Source organism: Citrobacter sp. RHB20-C16 (assembly GCF_013890155.1).
Taxonomy (GTDB): Bacteria; Pseudomonadota; Gammaproteobacteria; order Enterobacterales; family Enterobacteriaceae; genus Citrobacter_A; species Citrobacter_A amalonaticus.
In genome coordinates this window covers 1,867,186-1,886,062 of record NZ_CP057630.1, presented here as the reverse complement: position 1 = coordinate 1,886,062, position 18,877 = coordinate 1,867,186, and the positions used below count along the sequence as shown (strand labels likewise).

Sequence of the window (18,877 nt, the reverse complement as noted above, 5' to 3'; positions counted from 1 at the left end):
TGATAACTCACCTGCAAAGCGCGCAATGAATAAAACTCGTCAACAAGAGCTAACCCGCTGGTTAAAACAGCAAAGTGTCATTTCCCAACGCTGGCTTATGATTTCCCGTCTGCTGGGGTTTGTGAGTGGAGTACTGATTGTCGCTCAGGCCTGGATCATGGCTCGCATTCTGCAACATATGATCATGGAGAATATCCCGCGCGAGGCGTTGCTGTTGCCATTTGTCGTGCTGGTGCTGATCTTTATCCTCCGTGCCTGGGTCGTCTGGTTACGCGAACGCGTCGGATTCCATGCGGGCCAACACATCCGGTTTGAGATCCGCCGCCAGGTGCTCGACCGCCTGCAACAGGCCGGTCCGGCGTGGATCCAGGGAAAACCCGCAGGAAGCTGGGCCACGCTGGTGCTGGAACAGATTGACGATATGCACGACTACTACGCTCGTTATCTGCCGCAGATGGCGCTGGCGGTGTGTGTGCCCATCCTGATTGTCGCGGCTATTTTTCCGTCAAACTGGGCCGCCGCGTTGATCCTTCTCGGCACCGCGCCGCTGATCCCTCTGTTCATGGCGATGGTCGGTATGGGCGCTGCTGATGCTAACCGGCGTAATTTCCTCGCCCTGGCGCGTCTGAGCGGACATTTCCTCGATCGCTTACGCGGAATGGAGACCCTGCGCATTTTTGGCCGTGGTGAAGCTGAAACCGAAAGCATTCGCGTCGCCTCGCAAGATTTCCGCCAGCGCACGATGGAAGTCCTGCGCCTTGCCTTTTTATCCTCGGGCGTACTGGAGTTTTTTACCTCGCTTTCCATTGCGCTGGTCGCGGTTTACTTTGGTTTTTCCTACCTCGGCGAACTTAATTTCGGCCACTACGGCACGGGCGTCACGCTGGCAGCAGGCTTCCTCGCTCTTATTCTGGCCCCTGAGTTTTTCCAGCCGCTGCGCGATTTGGGGACGTTTTATCACGCTAAAGCACAGGCGGTTGGCGCGGCAGACAGCCTGAAGACTTTTATGGAAACGCCGCTCGCCCATCCTGAACAAGGTGATGTGGAACTATCCACGCAAGAACCTGTTTCCATTGACGCCGTCGATCTCATCATTACATCGCCAGAAGGTAAGACCCTGGCGGGACCACTGAACTTCTCCCTCGCTGCCGGGCAGCGTGTCGTGCTGGTCGGTCGCAGCGGTTCGGGTAAGAGTTCTCTGCTGAATGCGCTTTCCGGCTTCCTCTCTTATCAGGGATCGCTGCGCATTAACGGGGTTGAACTTCGCGATTTGTCGCCAGAGTCCTGGCGTAAGCATCTCTCCTGGGTGGGGCAAAACCCGCAGTTGCCCGCGGCGACGATACGGGAAAACGTTCTTCTGGCTCGCCCGAATGCCAGTGAGCAAGAGTTGCGTGCCGCGCTCGACAGCGCCTGGGTCAGTGAATTCCTGCCGCTGTTACCACAGGGCGTGGATACGCCCGTTGGCGATCAGGCCGGACGTCTGTCCGTTGGTCAGGCGCAACGCGTGGCAGTAGCCCGTGCGCTCCTTAATCCCTGTAAGTTGCTGCTGCTGGATGAGCCGGCTGCCAGCCTGGATGCCCATAGCGAACAGCGGGTCATGCAGGCGCTGAAAGCCGCCTCAAAACGCCAGACAACGCTGATGGTCACGCACCAGCTTGAAGATCTGGCTGACTGGGACACGATTTGGGTGATGCAGGACGGACAGATTATCGAACAGGGCTCCTGGGCCGAACTGAGTACCGCCAATGGCGCATTTGCGACGCTGTTGGCCCATCGTCAGGAGGAAATCTAATGCGCGCGCTACTGCCTTATCTGACGCTCTATAAACGTCACAAATGGATGTTAACGCTGGGCATCGTGCTGGCGATCATCACCCTGCTCGCCAGCATTGGCCTGCTGACGCTGTCCGGCTGGTTCCTCTCTGCGTCAGCCGTCGCGGGCTTTGCCGGTATCTACAGTTTTAACTATATGCTGCCTGCCGCAGGCGTGCGCGGTGCGGCTATTACCCGGACTGCCGGACGCTATTTTGAGCGGCTGGTCAGCCATGATGCCACCTTCCGCGTGCTGCAACATTTACGTATTCACACCTTCAGCAAGCTGCTGCCGCTCTCCCCTGCCGGGCTGGCTCGTTATCGTCAGGGTGAACTGTTGAACCGCATTGTGGCGGATGTGGATACGCTGGATCACCTCTACCTGCGCGTCATCTCCCCCCTGGTGGGAGCTTTCGTGGTGATTATGGTTGTGACGATCGGTCTGAGCGTGCTGGATGTCACCCTCGCCTGCACCCTCGGCGGCGTGATGCTGCTGACGCTGTTTATTATGCCGCCGGTGTTTTATCGCGCCGGGAAAACCACCGGACAAAACCTGACGCACCTGCGCGGACAGTATCGCCAGCAGTTGACCTCATGGTTACAGGGGCAGGCTGAACTGACTATTTTCGGCGCCAGCGATCGCTACCGCGCGCAGATGGAGGCCACCGAGTTACAGTGGCACGAAGCGCAGCGCCGCCAGTCTGAACTGACGGCACTGTCACAGGCGCTGATGTTGCTCATCGGTGCCATTGCCATTTTGCTGATGTTGTGGATGGCGGCAGGCGGCGTAGGGGATAACGCTCAGCCTGGCGCGCTGATTGCCCTGTTTGTCTTTTGCGCGCTGGCAGCATTTGAAGCGCTGGCTCCGGTTACCGGCGCATTCCAGCATCTGGGACAGGTCATCGCCTCCGCCATGCGGATCACCGAACTGACCGAACAGAAGCCGGAAGTCACTTTCCCGACTGACGTATCCGACGTCCCGGATCAGGTCACTCTGACGCTGCGTGACGTTTCATTCAGCTACCCTGAACAGGCGCAAAAGGCGCTGGATTCGCCCTCCCTGCAGGTGAATCCAGGCGAGCATATCGCCATTCTTGGGCGCACCGGGTGCGGTAAATCGACATTACTCCAACTGCTCACGCGCGCGTGGGATCCGCAGCAGGGCGAGATCCTGCTCAATGGTTGTTCGATTGCAACCCTGAATGAAGCGACGCTGCGCAAGACCATCAGCGTTGTGCCGCAGCGCGTGCACTTATTCAGCGCCACCCTGCGCGACAACCTGCTGCTTGCGGCGCCTGACGCCAGTGACGACCAGCTGACAGACACGCTGCGCCGCGTCGGGCTGGAGAAACTCCTGGACGATGCTGGCCTCAACAGTTGGCTGGGCGAAGGCGGTCGTCAGCTATCCGGTGGCGAACTGCGTCGTCTGGCGATCGCCCGTGCGCTTTTGCACGATGCGCCGCTGATGCTGCTTGATGAACCGACGGAAGGCCTGGATGCGACGACCGAAAGCCAAATGCTTGAATTGCTGGCAGAGGTGATGCGCGATAAAACGTTACTGATGGTGACGCATCGCCTGCGCGGGCTCGCGCGTTTTGATCAAATAATAGTGATGGACAACGGCCAAATTATTGAGCAAGGTAATCACGCAGATCTGTTAGCGCAGCAGGGTCGTTATTACCAGTTTAAGCAAGGTCTGTAAGCTATTATTGAACGATCCGACTCGCGTACTGGAGTTCTGCTGTCATGCGCCTGGTTCAGCTTTCCCGACACTCTATCGCCTTCCCTTCGCCGGAGGGCGCTTTACGCGAGCCAAACGGCCTGCTGGCGCTTGGAGGCGATCTCAGCCCTGCGCGCCTGCTGATGGCCTATCAACGCGGTATTTTTCCGTGGTTTTCGCCTGGCGACCCTATTCTTTGGTGGTCACCGGATCCCCGCGCCATTCTGTGGCCTGACGCGTTTCATGTCAGCCGCAGCATGAAGCGCTTTCATAAGCGTTCTCCGTATCGCGTCACACTGAATTATGCGTTTGGCCAGGTCATCGAAGGGTGCGCCAACGATCGCGATGAAGGGACATGGATCACCCAGGGCGTGGTGGAGGCCTATCATCGACTGCACGAACTGGGACATGCGCATTCCATTGAGGTCTGGCGTGAAAATACGCTGGTTGGCGGGATGTATGGCGTTTCCCAGGGGGCGCTGTTTTGCGGCGAATCGATGTTCAGCCGACAAGAGAATGCGTCAAAAACCGCACTGCTGGTTTTTTGCGCAGAATTTGTTCGGCAAGGCGGTAAATTAATGGATTGTCAGGTGCTCAATAGTCATACCGAATCGTTAGGCGCGGTCGAAATTCCGCGTCGGGTGTATCTGGAACACCTCGATGCATTACGCCAGCAACGTTTACCTCGCGATTTTTGGGTCCCTCGCACGTTATTTTTGCCCCAGGGGTGAATGTTTTCGGCACATTTTTTATCAGGGTGTTATAATTGCGGTCGCAGAGTTGGTTTAGCCCATTACCCCGCTGCCGTTAAGGATCCGTTCGCGTCAGGTAACGCCATCGTTTATCTCATCGCTCCCTTATACGTTGCGCTTCACGTGCGGCTTTGTCGTGTGTTTTTGAAGCGAATCGGAGTAATGCGCCAAATTTTGTTTGCTGCGTTTTAAACGTGCAAATCTTTACTTATTAAAAGAACTTCGGCATTATCTTGCCGGTTCAAATTACGGTAGTGATACCCCAGAGGATTAGATGGCCAAAGAAGACAATATTGAAATGCAGGGTACCGTTCTCGAAACGTTACCTAATACCATGTTCCGCGTAGAGTTAGAAAACGGTCACGTGGTTACTGCACACATCTCCGGTAAAATGCGTAAAAACTACATCCGCATCCTGACGGGCGACAAAGTGACTGTTGAGCTGACCCCGTACGACCTGAGCAAAGGCCGCATTGTCTTCCGTAGTCGCTGATTGTTTTCACGCCCGAATGGCGTCCAGATGATAAAAGGTCGGTTAAGCCGGCCTTTTTTGTTGCATGAAAATCCCCTACTCCTCCGCCATTCGCGCATACTCATCCGTCAGAAAATCCACCAGCGCTCTGACCGATGGCAGTAATCCCCTGCGTGAAGGGAAAACCGCGTGAATGACCTCTCTTCGTGGTTCCCAACCTTCCAGTAACGCAACCAGTTCCCCCGCCGCAAGCTGTTCTTTCGCCATTAAGATGGGAAGTTGCACGGCACCGACGCCGGCGATGGCCGCCTCGCGCAATGCCAGCATGTCGGTCGTGATAAATCGCGGGGTAAAGTGCACTTCCGCTCTGGCCCCTTGTGGACCATACAGTTCCCAGCGATGAATATGTTTGCCTGCCGAGAGACTCAGTCCGGGCCAACAGCTTAATTCCGACGGCGCCGTAGGGGTACCCATGCGTGCGATCAGCGCCGGGCTGGCAAACAACCGATGGGCGCGGTCGGCAAGCACCCGCATCACCAGATCGCTGTCCTCAATCGGGCGCGGACGCACTCTGATCGCAATATCAACGCCTTCCCCTACTACATCAACGCGACGGTTCGTGGCTTCGAGTTGCAACGTTACGTCGGGGTAACGCGCCATAAATTTCGCCAGCATTGGCCCCACGTGGACATGAAGCAGCGTCACCGGACACGTTAGCTTAACCACGCCCCGAGGCTCAACCTGCAATGCGGCAATCGCATCCTGCGCTGCCTGTGCTTCTACCAGCATGGCTTTACAGTGCTCATAGAACGTTTGTCCCACTTCCGTGACGTTAAACTGCCGTGTAGTCCGCTGGATGAGCCGCACCCCCAGTTGCTCTTCCAGTTGTGCAATGCGCCGGCTGAGCTTTGATTTCGGTTCATCGAGTGCACGACCTGCAGCAGCAAACCCGCCCTGCTCCACGACATGAACAAACCACGCAAAATCATTGAGATCTGGCTTTACCATTTATTGTTCCATTTTCAGAACGATGAAATCCATTTTAGCCACTACTCACCTCGCTGTCATGAATATAAGCTTATTCATAACGTAACAAGCCATTGAGGAGAGAATGATGAAAAAGGTTACAGGCGTCTATACCGCACCTCGTCCGCACTGGGTTGGCGATGGATTTCCGGTTCGTTCACTGTTTTCGTACCAGTCCCATGCAGAACAGTTGAGCCCATTTTTGCTGCTTGACTATGCCGGTCCCCATACCTTCGCGCCGGGAACGGAAAAGCGCGGCGTGGGTGAACATCCCCACCGTGGTTTTGAAACGGTGACAATTGTGTACCGCGGTGAGGTTGAGCATCGCGACTCAACCGGTCGAGGCGGCATTATCGGCCCCGGCGACGTGCAATGGATGACCGCGGGTGCGGGCATTCTGCATGAAGAATTTCACTCTGAAGCCTTCACCCACAAAGGAGGAGAACTGGAGATGGTGCAACTGTGGGTGAACCTGCCAGCAAAAGACAAAATGACGGCGCCGGGTTATCAGAGCATCACCCAGGATTTCATCCCGACCGTTGAGCTGCCGGACGATGCCGGGACAGCGCGAATTATTGCCGGTCAGTATCAGCAGACGACCGGTCCGGCACACACGTTCTCGCCGCTGAACGTCTGGGATATGCGGTTACAACAGGCGCGCCCGGTGACGCTTTCACAGCCTGAAGGGTGGAGTACCGCGCTGGTCGTCCTGAAAGGCTCAATCACGGTAAATGGATCGACAACAGCAAGCGAGGCGCAACTGGTGGTATTAAGCCAGCAAGGGGACGCACTGCATCTGGAAGCCACCCACAATGCCAGCGTGTTGTTACTGTCGGGAGAGCCGCTGAATGAACCGAGCGTCGGCTACGGTCCGTTTGTCATGAATACCAGACAAGAAATCGCAGAAGCCGTTCGCGATTTTAACGCGGGCCGCTTTGGTCAACTCTGAGCGTGAGAAGGTCGTGAAGAGCCGCGAAAAGTGGATTCACAACGCTAAATCGCTTCCCCGACGGCTTACGTTGGGGAAGATGTACAATGCGTAACCAAACGAGAAGTAAAGCGTAAATACTGCTTGACCGTTTTAGTGCAACTCCCTATAGTAGCGCCCCGTTGCCCCCCAAGTGGTCAGGCAGCAATACAATATGGTGAGGTGTCCGAGTGGCTGAAGGAGCACGCCTGGAAAGTGTGTATACGGCAACGTATCGGGGGTTCGAATCCCCCCCTCACCGCCATATTTCAGAAAAGAGCCGGTACTTATGTATCGGCTCTTTTCTTTTATGTTCCCCAATAGGGGGGATGAGAATCCCCGACCGGGGGTCGACAACGGGCACAGCCCGTTGGACGGAATGGCCGCAGGCCATGACGCCCGCAGGGCGAGCGAAGCGAGTCAATCCCCCCTCACCGCCATATTTCAGAAAAGAGCCGGTACTTATGTATCGGCTCTTTTCTTTTATGTTCCCCAATAGGGGGGATGAGAATCCCCGACCGGGGGTCGACAACGGGCACAGCCCGTTGGACGGAATGGCCGCAGGCCATGACGCCCGCAGGGCGAGCGAAGCGAGTCAATCCCCCCCTCACCGCCATCTTTCAGAAAAGAGCCGGTACTTATGTATCGGCTCTTTTCTTTTATGTTCCCCAATAGGGGGGATGAGAATCCCCGACCGGGGTCGACAACGGGCACAGCCCGTTGGACGGAATGGCCGCAGGCCATGACGCCCGCAGGGCGAGCGAAGCGAGTCAATCCCCCCCTCACCGCCATATTCGAGAATGAGCGCGTACGCAAGTACGGGCTTTTTTTTGCATAAAAAAAACCGGGCACACGGCCCGGTTTATCAACCAGTTATAGAGAGGTGGATTAATGCGCGGCTTCCGGTTTGTGCTTCTGGGCACTCTGGAAACCATAGGTCAGCTCATTTTTCTCTTTATCCAGTGCCACGGTCACCTGCCCGCCATCCACCAGAGAACCAAATAGCAGCTCGTTCGCCAATGGTTTTTTCAGGTTATCCTGAATCACGCGCGCCATTGGACGTGCGCCCATTGCCCGATCGTAGCCTTTCTCAGCCAGCCAGTTACGCGCTTCCTGGCTGACTTCCAGGGAGACACCTTTCTGATCCAGTTGAACCTGCAGCTCGACGATGAACTTATCGACAACCTGGTGGATCACCTCAGTAGACAGGTGCTCGAACCAGATAATATTGTCGAGACGGTTACGGAACTCCGGCGTGAACACTTTCTTGATTTCGCTCATCGCGTCAGTGCTGTTGTCCTGATGAATCAGGCCAATCGATTTACGCTCCGTTTCACGGACACCGGCGTTAGTCGTCATCACCAGCACCACGTTGCGGAAATCGGCTTTACGTCCGTTGTTATCCGTCAGCGTGCCGTTGTCCATCACCTGCAGCAGCAGGTTAAAGACATCCGGGTGCGCTTTTTCGATTTCATCGAGCAGCAGTACCGCATGGGGATGCTTGATGACCGCATCCGTCAGCAAACCGCCCTGATCGAAACCAACGTATCCCGGAGGCGCGCCAATCAAGCGGCTGACCGTATGACGTTCCATATACTCGGACATGTCAAAACGCAGCAATTCAATTCCCAGCGCTTTAGAAAGCTGCACTGTTACCTCGGTTTTCCCGACCCCGGTCGGACCGGCAAACAGGAAGGAACCGACAGGCTTATGCTCGTGTCCCAGGCCCGCACGGCTCATCTTGATGGCTTCGGTCAGCGCCTCAATGGCTTTATCCTGCCCAAAGACCAGCATTTTCAGACGGTCGCCAAGGTTTTTCAGCGTATCACGATCGCTTTGCGACACGCTCTTCTCCGGGATACGCGCAATACGCGCCACAACGGACTCGATATCCGCCACGTTGACGGTTTTCTTACGCTTGCTGACCGGCATCAGGCGCGCACGCGCCCCCGCTTCATCAATGACGTCAATCGCTTTATCCGGCAGATGACGGTCGTTGATGTATTTCACCGCCAGTTCAACCGCTGCACGTACCGCTTTCGCGGTGTAACGGACATCATGGTGCGCTTCATACTTCGGTTTCAGGCCGTTGATGATCTGTACGGTCTCTTCTACCGACGGTTCAGTAATATCAATTTTCTGGAAACGACGGGCTAACGCACGGTCTTTCTCAAAAATGTTGCTGAACTCCTGATAGGTCGTGGAGCCGATCACGCGGATCTTACCGCCGGAAAGCAGCGGTTTAATCAGGTTTGCCGCATCCACCTGACCACCCGACGCCGCACCGGCCCCGATGATGGTGTGGATCTCGTCGATAAACAGAATGCTGTTGCTATCCTGCTCCAGTTGTTTCAGCAGCGCTTTAAAGCGTTTTTCAAAGTCACCGCGGTATTTGGTGCCCGCCAGCAGCGAACCGATATCCAGCGAGTAGATGGTGCAATCGGCCATCACTTCCGGCACGTCGCCCTGCACGATACGCCAGGCCAGGCCTTCGGCTATCGCCGTCTTCCCGACGCCAGATTCCCCCACCAGCAGCGGGTTATTTTTACGCCGACGGCACAGTACCTGAATGGCGCGCTCCAGTTCTTTGTCACGGCCGATCAGCGGGTCAATACCGCCAACCCGGGCAAGCTGGTTAAGGTTAGTCGTGAAGTTCTCCATACGTTCCTCCCCGCCAGCTTGCTCGTCGGTATTGGGCTGACTGCCAGGATCAGACGACTGACTCGGCTCATCTTTGCGCGTACCGTGAGAAATAAAGTTGACCACATCAAGACGGCTGACCTCATGTTTACGCAGCAGGTAAGCAGCCTGAGATTCCTGTTCGCTAAAGATAGCGACCAGCACGTTCGCGCCAGTCACTTCACTGCGCCCGGAGGACTGAACGTGGAAGACCGCACGTTGCAGTACGCGCTGAAAGCTCAGCGTCGGCTGCGTGTCGCGTTCTTCTTCGCTGGCAGGCAATACGGGTGTGGTTTGTTCAATGAAGGCTTCGAGTTCCTGACGGAGCGCCACGAGGTCCACGGAACACGCTTCCAGCGCTTCGCGGGCCGATGGGTTACTGAGCAGCGCCAGTAACAAGTGCTCGACGGTCATAAACTCATGACGGTGCTCGCGCGCTCTGGCGAAAGCCATATTTAAACTGAGTTCCAGTTCTTGATTGAGCATAGGCACCTCCCCCCAATTTTTATGCCTGCATTCAGGCTTTTTCCAGCGTACACAGCAACGGGTGCTCGTTCTCCCTCGCATACGTGTTCACCATCGCCACTTTGGTCTCCGCGACCTCTGCGGTGAAAACGCCGCAGATGGCTTTACCGTGATAGTGAACCGCAAGCATCAGTTGCGTTGCACGTTCTACATCATAAGAAAAGAATTTTTGTAACACGTCAATAACAAACTCCATCGGAGTGTAATCATCATTGACTAATATCACTTTATACATAGATGGCGGTTTTAGCGCGTCACGCACTTTATCAGCCGCCAGCTGGTCGAAATCCAGCCAGTCGTTCGTCTTACCCATTGTCAGTCGTCATCTTCAGTTACGGTTACCGGCAGAACAGTCTGCCGCTGACAAGAGCGGATGTGCACAATCAATCTACCTCAATTAATAGATAACTATCATCTATCACTGGCATCCGCGACATCTGTCACATTCCCGCCAATAGCGTTAACTGCTTCAAATTTTTGATTCATTTTTACCCACCGACCCCCGTCAGACGCTTGACGCCCCGCCTGATTTCTCTAAATTGTAATTTCGAGAGTTGGCGAGGTTTTGAACAACCCCCACTCCACCACCGGTTCATTCCATCTTACTTATATAAGATTTACGAAGGATGTCGAAGCATGGAAACGGGTACTGTTAAGTGGTTCAACAATGCCAAAGGGTTTGGGTTCATCTGCCCTGAAGGCGGCGGCGAAGATATTTTCGCTCACTATTCCACCATTCAGATGGATGGTTACAGAACGCTAAAAGCCGGACAGTCTGTCCAGTTTGATGTTCACCAGGGGCCAAAAGGCAATCACGCCAGTGTCATCGTGCCTATCGAAGCAGAAGCTGTTGCATAGCTCTTCTGTCTCATTGTGTACATCCCGCAGGTAAAATGCCAGCCCGATCGGCTGGCATTTTTATTTCCCGGGACGTTACTCTCGCGCTAACGCATCGACCGGATCCAGTCGCGCCGCGTTGCGCGCCGGTAACCAGCCAAACAGGACGCCTGTAAAGGTAGAGCACAAAAATGCCGTCAGCAGCGCGACCGGCGAGAAACCAATCTCCCAACCGGGCAGGAACAGTTGCAGCGTGAAGGCAATCAGCATCGACAGGCTGATACCCAGCGCGCCGCCCACCAGACATACCAGCACCGCTTCAATCAGAAACTGCTGCAGCACATCACTGGCGCGCGCGCCAACCGCCATCCGGATGCCGATCTCCCGCGTACGCTCTGTGACCGACACCAGCATAATGTTCATCACGCCGATCCCGCCAACTACCAGCGAAATCACCGCCACCAGCGTCAGGAATAACTGAAGAGTACGTGTGGTCTTTTCGGCGGTTTTCAAGACACCGTCCATATTCCAGGTGAAGAAATCCTTTTTGCCATGACGTAGCGTCAGCAGTCGGGTGAGTTGCTCTTCGGCCTGTGCGCTGTCGAAGCCTTCCTTCACTCGTACGGTGATCGAGTTCAGCCACGACTGCCCCATGATGCGCCCGGACATCGTGCTGTATGGCAACCAGACGCGCAGGATTTTGCTGCTGCCAAACATCGACTGCTTCTCTTCCGCCACGCCAATGACCGTCGCAGGCATGTTGCCCACGAGGATCACCTCGCCCGCCACGTTCGCCTTATGCGGGAACAACTGACGTCGGGTGTTGCTGTCGAGCACTACCACCTGCGCACGGCCGTTAAGCTGTTCGCGGTTGAACGTTGTCCCTTCGCTGAACGTCATGCCATAAACGTTAAAATAGTCGCCGCTGACCCCGTTCGCGCTGGCGGCGACGTCGATATTGCCATAGCGTAAGCGCAGGTTCTGCGACACCGCGGGCGTCGCAGAAGTCACCCAGGGTTGTTTTTGGATCGCCGCAAGATCGTCGTATTTCAGCGCCTGCTGATACTGTGGATCGTCGTCGCCAAAATCTTTGCCGGGGTAGATATCAATGGTGTTGGTCCCGATGGCGCGGATGTCCGCCAGCACCAGCTGTTTCGCTGCGTCACCAACCACCACAATCGACACCACCGACGCGATACCGATGATGATCCCGAGCATCGTCAGCAGCGTGCGCATTTTGTTGGCCGCCATCGCCAGCCACGCCATTGTCAGCGCCTCGCGAAACCCGCTGACAAACTGGCTCCAGCCGGACGCCGTTTTCACCGTCGGTTCCTGAATGCCCTGCCCCTGCGCGGCGTGCTTTGTGGGCGGATTGCGCACAATTTCGCCGTCATGGATCTCAATCACCCGCTCTGCCTGGGCGGCAACCTGGGGATCGTGGGTGACGATAATGACCGTATGCCCGCGATCGCGCAGCTGGTGCAGAATTGCCATCACCTCTTCACCGGAACGGCTGTCGAGCGCACCGGTGGGTTCATCGGCGAGGATCACCTGTCCGCCGTTCATCAGCGCGCGGGCAATACTCACGCGCTGTTGCTGACCGCCGGAAAGCTGCGAGGGTTGATAATCAACGCGATCGCCCAGACCAAGCCGCTGGAGCAGCTCCTGCGCGCGCGCCAGACGCTGTTTCCTTTCCGTACCGGCGTAAACGGCAGGGACTTCGACGTTTTGTGCTGCCGTCAGATGTGACAGCAAATGGTAGCGCTGGAAAATAAAACCGAAATGCTCCCGACGCAGTTGCGCCAGCGCATCGCGGTCCAGCGTTGAGACATCACGTTCCGCGACCCGGTAGGTGCCGCTGGTGGGTTTATCGAGACATCCCAGAATGTTCATCAGCGTGGATTTGCCGGAGCCAGACGCCCCGACGATCGCGACCATCTCCCCGGCATTGATCTGTAGCGTGATGCCTTTCAGCACCTCCACCTGCTCTTCTCCCGAGGGATAACTGCGGCGAATATTGCTCAGTTCAAGCAATGCCGTCATTGCGCGACTCCTGGTTTGCCCTCGCCCGTCACCACTTCATCACCGGCTTCCAGCCCTTTTACAATCTCTACGTCGGTGTCATTGCGCGCACCAATTGACACTTCGCGTTCACGAGTTTCACCGTTACGCAGTAAGGTCACCTTGTAGCGATTGTCCCCGACCGGATCGCCCAGCGCGGAAAGCGGGATCGTCAGAACGTTTTTCACATCCGTTAGCTGAATATGGACCTGTGCGGTCATCTCCAGGCGCAGAATACCTTTGGGGTTGGGCACTTCAAATCGGGCGTAATAGAAAATGGCATCATTCACTTTTTCCGGCGTCGGCAGCACATCTTTCAGCGTCCCTTCGTAGCGGGTCTGCGGATCGCCCAGCACGGTGAACCAGGCTTTCTGCCCCGGTTTAAGGTGAATCACATCAGCTTCAGAAACCTGTGCTTTCACCAACATCGTACTCATGTCCGCCAGTGTCAGAATGTTCGGCGCCTGCTGCGCGGCAATCACCGTCTGCCCCTGTAGGGTGGTGATCTGCGTGACTTCACCAGCCATCGGCGCAACGATGCGGGTGTAGTCGAGGTTGGTCTTCGCGGTATCCAGAGATGCCTGATTGCGTTTGATCTGCGCATCAATGGTGCCGATTTGCGCCTGTTTCACCGCCATCTCCGTCGCGGCGGTGTCCAGATCCTGTTGCGACACAGCCTGAGTTTTTGCCAGCTGTTGCTGGCGGGCGAGCGTCACCCGCGCCAGCTTCCACTCGGCTTCAGCCTGCTGGCGTTGAGCGCGAAGCTCCATCAGCGTCGCTTCCACCTCTTTGATCTGGTTTTCCGCCTGTTCGGGGTCGATAACGCCCAGCAACTGGTCTTTCTTCACTTTATCGCCAATTGCTACCGACAGCGTTTTGAGCTGACCACTCACCTGCGCGCCCACGTCAACTTTACGTAAGGCGTCGAGTTTGCCGGTTGCCAGTACGCTCTGCTGCAAATCTCCCGGCCGCACAATCAGCGTCTGATAATTTGGCACAGGCGCATTAAGCGTCCGCCAAAGGGCAAATGCCCCCAGGATGAGAATGAAAATAAGCAACAGATAGCGCTTTTTAATTTTATTTCCCTTAATACCCATAGCGATCCTGATGGTAAGTTTTCAGCTGAAATTCAACAGTATCTAAACAAACCGCAAGCGAAAAGGATAGCGCTCGAGGCATTGATGATTGGTTAAGATTCAGCGTGTTTCAATTTCCACAATCATCGCATTGCGGATTATGATCATGTCACAGATTACTGATAATACCTTTTACACTTCAGACGTTGCGTCTCCTTTACAATTATTTATGCGCCTGACAAGGGGTCAATTACTGCCGGGTAAATTCTGGCGGAAGGCCAGCTTTCGCCGTAAGTTTTTAATTCGCTCGTTACTGATGCCAAGGGCTACCCGTCAGTTGCTGGAAAACCTGACCCAATGGCCTGAGCTGAATACGCTGCTGGCCCGACAACCCCGGTTGCCAATTCGTCTGCATCGCCCGTATATGGCGGTGAATATTAAGCGCGAAACCGCACTGACCGCGCTCTGTAGTCATTATGACCTGCTGCGTCAGTTATTCAGCCGCGAACAACTGGCCCGTTATTTAAGCCAGAACGGTCTCAATCTGGCAAAATTTGAGGCCAAAGACGGTGCGTCATTCCAGCTTGATTTAGTCAGCCTGGTCTCACTGGATAAAGAAGGTGAAAGTACCGTCGTGATCCGCGACGAGCAGATGCGTATTCTGGCAGAAATTACCTTCACATTCTGCACGCTAAACGGAAAACGCACCCTGTTTATTGGCGGCTTGCAGGGCGCGGCAAATGATGTTCCACATGAGGTCATTCAGCAGGCCACGAAAGCCTGTTACGGCCTGTTCCCCAAAAGAGTGGTAATGGAAGCGCTGTGTCAGTTCGCACACATCGCCAGGGCGGAGCAGATTCTGGCGGTCAGCAACGCGGTTCATGTTTATCGCAGTTGGCGCTATATGGACAAAAAAACGCAAATGCATGCCGATTACGACGCTTTCTGGGCGTCACTGGGCGGTGAAAAAACGCAAGGAGATTACTTCTCGCTGCCGCTGACTATTGCGCGGAAAAGCGAGGCGGATATCGCCAGCAAAAAACGGGCTGAATACCGCCGCCGCTATGCGCTGCTCGACAGCGTCGTCACGCAGGTTCCACAGTGCTTACAGGGTTAGTCCGCTCTGCCGCGCGCCAGCCACAGCACCCGGGAGAACATTTTTCTCAGCAGCGTCGGCACCGCATCCACACCTCGCCGCCCGGCTTCCATCGCCACTTCGATGGCTAAGTCGGGCTTCGATGAGCGATGGATCGCCTTCGAAATGATTTTGCGCATATTCATTGGCACATTTTCCGGGATTTGCGCCACCCGGTGAAAAACATCGGCAAACCCCTGCCGGTACATAAAGTGTTCCATATCCAGCGCTGGCAGCGTCGTCAGGTGTTCGCGCTCTTCTTCCCGGTCGTTATTCAGCAGGCTGCGCACCGTGGCGGCATATTTTTTCCCGGCTTCATCACCATCCACCAGCACGTGCCACTCAATGCCCATCCGCCGGGCGAATTTCACCAGCGGTTTAAGACCTGACTGCGCGAATTCGATCACCTTAATCCCTTCGGCATCAAAGTGATGACCGCACTGACGGGCCAGTTCGTTAATCACCCAGGTTTCTGTTTCCCCTTCCACCAGCAGCCAGCAGCGGGCAAACAGCGAGGAAGCACGGTTAAAGCGAATGTGGAACGCAATGCGTCGACCATCCTCTGCGCTCAGCCCCCCCGGTCCCAGACGCCAGGCCGCCACGCGCGAGGATTCACGCACCAGACGGCAGACATGTTCCACCGGGGTCAGCGAGAGCAACTCGCCCGAGTTGGTGGTGGTGATACGCTGAAGCGGTAGCAAATTCAGCAACTGCCACGCCACTGACAACATGATGGGATGCAGACGCGTTTCCGGATCTTCTACCAACAGCAGTGGTCTGGCGTCTTTATGCAGCCTGACCGTGCCCTTCGCCTGCAACAGCGTGGAGAACAGCCCCAACAGAATCACCCGGTGAGTACGTCCTCCCGGTTTGTCGATCATCCGGTTGATAATATCGAGATAGCGCCAGCTTCGCTGTTCGTTGGTGGAGCGTCGGCGCATTAAGCGGTGGCGGGACTGCGAAGTGCCCTGCTCGGTAAAATAGTGCTCAAGCAGTTGCACCATCGCCGAGAGTCCCTGCCGAATCTGTCCGTCGGTGAGATTCTGCGGACGCATCGCCAGTTCGCGGGCGAGAAAATCCAGTTGGCGGGCGGTGACTTCGACATCAGCAACCTCCGGCACCGTGCCGTTACGAATACGGCGCATAAACCGCGCATCGCGTAAACGCAGCACCGGCATCAGGCGCACCAGATGCCGCGCCTGTTCGTTGATATCGTCTACCGCCAGCGGATGCCCGTCACCGTCGAGAAAACTGCGCAGCGTCATCACGCTGCCATCCTCGCCACATTCGCCTTCAAGTCGATAAAAGATGCGTTGAAAACCATCGTGACACGGTGCCCAGCACGCCTCGAGCGGCCGATAGCGGCGAACCCGGTAGCGCCCAGGCTGAGATTCACGAAACGTCAGTACGATATGCAGATGATGTTCGCGGCCTTTCATATCACCAGGAGGAAACCAGAAATCATCGCGGTCAAAATGATACAACTCAGATTCGGGTGACAGCAGGAGTGTTAACGCATCCAGTAAACTTGATTTACCCCAGGCGTTCTCACCGATCAGGACGTTATTCTGCTCGAGCATCAACGACAGTCGATTGATACCGCGAAATCCCACTATCTCAACGCGTTCGAGAATCATGTATCCTCCAGAAAATCTTCACTTTCCCTTTACTCTCCTCGCAGTATAACCGCAAAACCCGGCGCGGGACGTGACAGGCATATTATTACGCAGGCTAACTGTCTGAAGGATGAACGATTTATTCTTTACTCTTTCATTCGTAATACAGAAACGCACGTTTTGCAGGATGCAAAAAATAAATCCGTTTTTGACAATCCATTTTCACAGGACTTTGCACTACACTTCCCTTAAGAGAAATCTATGGAAGGAATGACGCCGCATTGCCCTAAATCAAACTAACGGGTTTTATTTGACTAGAGAACGGATGACGATCGTTTTTAAAATAGCGAGCTATTTATTTGTCGTCATTCAGGCAGACAATAAATATTGATTGCCACTGTTTTTTTGTGGTTATTTTTTACATTGAGGTGGATATGTTGAGAAAATTAGCAGCCGAATGTTTTGGTACATTTTGGCTTGTTTTTGGTGGCTGCGGCAGCGCCGTTCTGGCAGCAGCGTTTCCGGAATTAGGTATTGGTTTTGCGGGTGTTGCCCTGGCCTTCGGCCTGACCGTATTAACCATGGCCTTTGCTGTTGGCCATATTTCCGGCGGGCATTTTAATCCGGCGGTGACATTAGGTTTATGGGCTGGCGGCCGTTTCCCGGCAAAAGAGGTTATTGGCTACGTTATTGCCCAGGTAGTCGGCGGTATTATTGCAGCGGCAGTCCTGTATTTAATTGCCAGCGGTAAAGCCGGTTTTGATGCAACCGCCAGCGGTTTCGCCTCCAACGGTTATGGCGAGCACTCTCCGGGTGGCTACTCCATGCTGTCCGCGATTATTATCGAAATCGTGCTGACTGCCGGCTTCTTGCTGGTGATTCACGGCGCAACGGACAAACATGCACCGGCAGGTTTTGCGCCGATCGCTATCGGTCTGGCATTAACCCTTATCCACTTGATCAGCATTCCGGTGACCAATACGTCTGTGAACCCGGCGCGGAGTACCGCGGTCGCTATCTTCCAGGGCGGTTGGGCGTTAGATCAACTGTGGTTATTCTGGGTGATGCCAATTATTGGCGGGATTCTCGGCGGTCTTATTTACCGTACGCTGCTCGAAAAACGCGATTAATGTCAGAACACCCGACGGCGCATACCCGTCGGGTCAAACGCGCTTCAGCCGGACCTTGTCCGGCTTTTATTTTGCATCTTTACTGAACCCGCGTAATTGGGTAGTGTCATGGCGCTGTCTCGCTAATTCAAAGGACCCGGCTGTTCATGTTTTCAGGACTTCTCATCATTCTGCTTCCGCTGATAGCAGGTTATCTCATTCCGCTTCGGCACACCGCGGCATTAAAACTGATCAATCGACTATTGAGCTGGATGGTTTATCTGATTCTCTTTTTTATGGGGATCAGCCTGGCCTTTCTGGATAATCTGGCGAGCAATCTGCTGGCGATATTTCACTATTCCGCCGTTAGCATTACCGTTATTTTGCTGTGCAATATTGCCGCATTACTGTGGCTGGAACGCGCATTACCCTGGCGACATCATCATCAACAAGAGAAACTGCCCTCCCGTATCGCGATGGCGCTTGAGTCACTGAAACTGTGCGGCGTGGTGGTGGTTGGCTTTTTGCTGGGGTTGAGCGCGCTGCCCATTTTGCAACACGCCATAGAAGCAAGCGAATATACGCTGATCCTGCTGCTGTTGTTGGTCGGCATCCAGTTACGCAATAGCGGGATGACGTTAAGGCAGATTGTCCTGAACCGACGAGGCATGATTGTGGCGGTCGTGGTCGTCGCCAGCTCCATGATTGGCGGCCTGATTAACGCGTTGATTCTCGGTCTGCCAGTGAAAACTGCGCTGGCGATGGCGTCGGGTTTTGGCTGGTACTCCCTTTCTGGTATTTTGCTGACCGAATCCTACGGTCCGGTGATCGGCAGCGCCGCGTTCTTTAACGATCTGGCGCGCGAACTGCTCGCGATTATGCTGATCCCGGGTCTGGTACGCCGCAGTCGTTCTACTGCACTGGGACTGTGTGGTGCCACGTCGATGGACTTTACCCTGCCGGTGTTACAGCGTACCGGTGGGCTGGAGATGGTTCCAGCGGCGATTGTTCACGGCTTTGTCCTCAGTTTGCTGGTGCCCATTTTGATGGCTTTTTTCTCCGCTTAACGCCCTCTTTGGCGGTAGGCCACT

General features: G+C 55.2%; 16 protein-coding genes, 1 tRNA gene, 1 other RNA gene and 1 pseudogene. 12 read left to right on the top strand and 7 right to left on the bottom strand.

The window, feature by feature from the left end; translation table 11 throughout:
- Window positions 1-25: 25 nt before the first annotated feature.
- From cydD to infA, 5 genes and pseudogenes are all read left to right on the top strand, one after another.
- The gene (cydD, locus tag HVX64_RS09035; protein ID WP_090050621.1) at window positions 26-1,792 is read left to right on the top strand and encodes a cysteine/glutathione ABC transporter permease/ATP-binding protein CydD; all 1,767 of its coding nucleotides are present in this window, start codon (window positions 26-28) and stop codon (window positions 1,790-1,792) included.
- Entirely contained in the window at window positions 1,792-3,513 is a 1,722-nt protein-coding gene (gene cydC / locus HVX64_RS09030) for a cysteine/glutathione ABC transporter ATP-binding protein/permease CydC (RefSeq protein WP_181825385.1), read from the top strand. Before cydD ends, cydC begins: the two co-directional genes overlap by 1 nt.
- Window positions 3,514-3,557: 44 nt before the next feature.
- Complete coding sequence (gene aat, locus HVX64_RS09025; RefSeq protein ID WP_044256350.1) at window positions 3,558-4,262, top strand: leucyl/phenylalanyl-tRNA--protein transferase; 705 nt, start codon at window positions 3,558-3,560, stop codon at window positions 4,260-4,262.
- Window positions 4,263-4,630 (top strand): annotated as a pseudogene (locus HVX64_RS09020) (hypothetical protein).
- Window positions 4,558-4,776 (top strand): translation initiation factor IF-1, encoded by a 219-nt coding sequence (gene infA, locus HVX64_RS09015; RefSeq protein ID WP_001040187.1) that lies wholly within the window; start codon window positions 4,558-4,560, stop codon window positions 4,774-4,776. The pseudogene HVX64_RS09020 and the gene infA overlap by 73 nt, the downstream one beginning before the upstream one ends.
- Window positions 4,777-4,851: 75 nt before the next feature.
- On the opposite strand, the gene HVX64_RS09010 is transcribed toward infA, so the two are convergent.
- A complete protein-coding gene (locus HVX64_RS09010) occupies window positions 4,852-5,763 on the bottom strand; it encodes a LysR family transcriptional regulator (protein WP_043001210.1) in 912 nt (303 codons plus the stop codon).
- Window positions 5,764-5,869: 106 nt separating this feature from the next.
- Between HVX64_RS09010 and HVX64_RS09005 the strand changes: the two genes are divergently transcribed.
- From HVX64_RS09005 to HVX64_RS08995, 3 genes are all read left to right on the top strand, one after another.
- Entirely contained in the window at window positions 5,870-6,730 is an 861-nt protein-coding gene (locus HVX64_RS09005) for a pirin family protein (protein ID WP_044256352.1), read from the top strand.
- A gap of 195 nt (window positions 6,731-6,925) precedes the next feature.
- Window positions 6,926-7,013 (top strand) — tRNA-Ser (locus HVX64_RS09000).
- Window positions 7,014-7,057: 44 nt separating this feature from the next.
- Window positions 7,058-7,188: non-coding RNA, RtT sRNA (locus HVX64_RS08995), on the top strand.
- A 448-nt stretch (window positions 7,189-7,636) separates the two neighbouring features.
- Here HVX64_RS08995 and clpA read toward each other — a convergent pair.
- The 3 genes from clpA to HVX64_RS23985 all read right to left on the bottom strand — a co-directional run bounded on the left by clpA (window position 7,637) and on the right by HVX64_RS23985 (window position 10,438).
- The gene (gene clpA, locus HVX64_RS08990) at window positions 7,637-9,913 is read right to left on the bottom strand and encodes an ATP-dependent Clp protease ATP-binding subunit ClpA (RefSeq protein WP_043001212.1); all 2,277 of its coding nucleotides are present in this window, start codon (window positions 9,911-9,913) and stop codon (window positions 7,637-7,639) included.
- A gap of 31 nt (window positions 9,914-9,944) precedes the next feature.
- A complete protein-coding gene (gene clpS / locus HVX64_RS08985) occupies window positions 9,945-10,265 on the bottom strand; it encodes an ATP-dependent Clp protease adapter ClpS (protein ID WP_042320277.1) in 321 nt (106 codons plus the stop codon).
- 98 nt (window positions 10,266-10,363) lie between these two features.
- A complete protein-coding gene (locus HVX64_RS23985) occupies window positions 10,364-10,438 on the bottom strand; it encodes a hypothetical protein (RefSeq protein WP_212807582.1) in 75 nt (24 codons plus the stop codon).
- Between the two features lie 150 nt (window positions 10,439-10,588).
- Between HVX64_RS23985 and cspD the strand changes: the two genes are divergently transcribed.
- Window positions 10,589-10,810, top strand: coding sequence for a cold shock-like protein CspD (gene cspD / locus HVX64_RS08980; RefSeq protein ID WP_042284847.1), 222 nt, complete (start codon window positions 10,589-10,591; stop codon window positions 10,808-10,810).
- A 75-nt stretch (window positions 10,811-10,885) separates the two neighbouring features.
- Here the strand turns inward: cspD and macB are convergent, their stop codons facing one another.
- Entirely contained in the window at window positions 10,886-12,832 is a 1,947-nt protein-coding gene (macB, locus tag HVX64_RS08975; protein ID WP_044256358.1) for a macrolide ABC transporter ATP-binding protein/permease MacB, read from the bottom strand.
- Window positions 12,829-13,941, bottom strand: a complete 1,113-nt coding sequence (gene macA, locus HVX64_RS08970) for a macrolide transporter subunit MacA (RefSeq protein ID WP_102948068.1) — start codon at window positions 13,939-13,941, stop codon at window positions 12,829-12,831. The genes macB and macA overlap by 4 nt, the downstream gene beginning before the upstream one ends.
- A 151-nt stretch (window positions 13,942-14,092) precedes the next feature.
- Here macA and HVX64_RS08965 point away from each other — a divergent pair, with 151 nt between their 5' ends.
- Window positions 14,093-15,043 (top strand): VirK/YbjX family protein, encoded by a 951-nt coding sequence (locus tag HVX64_RS08965; protein WP_043001215.1) that lies wholly within the window; start codon window positions 14,093-14,095, stop codon window positions 15,041-15,043.
- Here HVX64_RS08965 and HVX64_RS08960 read toward each other — a convergent pair.
- Window positions 15,040-16,698, bottom strand: coding sequence for an ATP-dependent endonuclease (locus tag HVX64_RS08960; protein WP_043001216.1), 1,659 nt, complete (start codon window positions 16,696-16,698; stop codon window positions 15,040-15,042). The genes HVX64_RS08965 and HVX64_RS08960 overlap by 4 nt on opposite strands.
- A 413-nt stretch (window positions 16,699-17,111) precedes the next feature.
- Between HVX64_RS08960 and aqpZ the strand changes: the two genes are divergently transcribed.
- Together aqpZ and HVX64_RS08950 are read left to right on the top strand one after the other, a co-directional pair.
- A complete protein-coding gene (gene aqpZ / locus HVX64_RS08955) occupies window positions 17,112-17,807 on the top strand; it encodes an aquaporin Z (protein WP_044256492.1) in 696 nt (231 codons plus the stop codon).
- A 146-nt stretch (window positions 17,808-17,953) separates the two neighbouring features.
- Window positions 17,954-18,853: a lysine exporter LysO family protein gene (locus HVX64_RS08950; protein WP_044256361.1), complete on the top strand. Its 900-nt coding sequence runs from the start codon at window positions 17,954-17,956 to the stop codon at window positions 18,851-18,853.
- The last annotated feature ends 24 nt before the right edge of the window (window positions 18,854-18,877 follow it).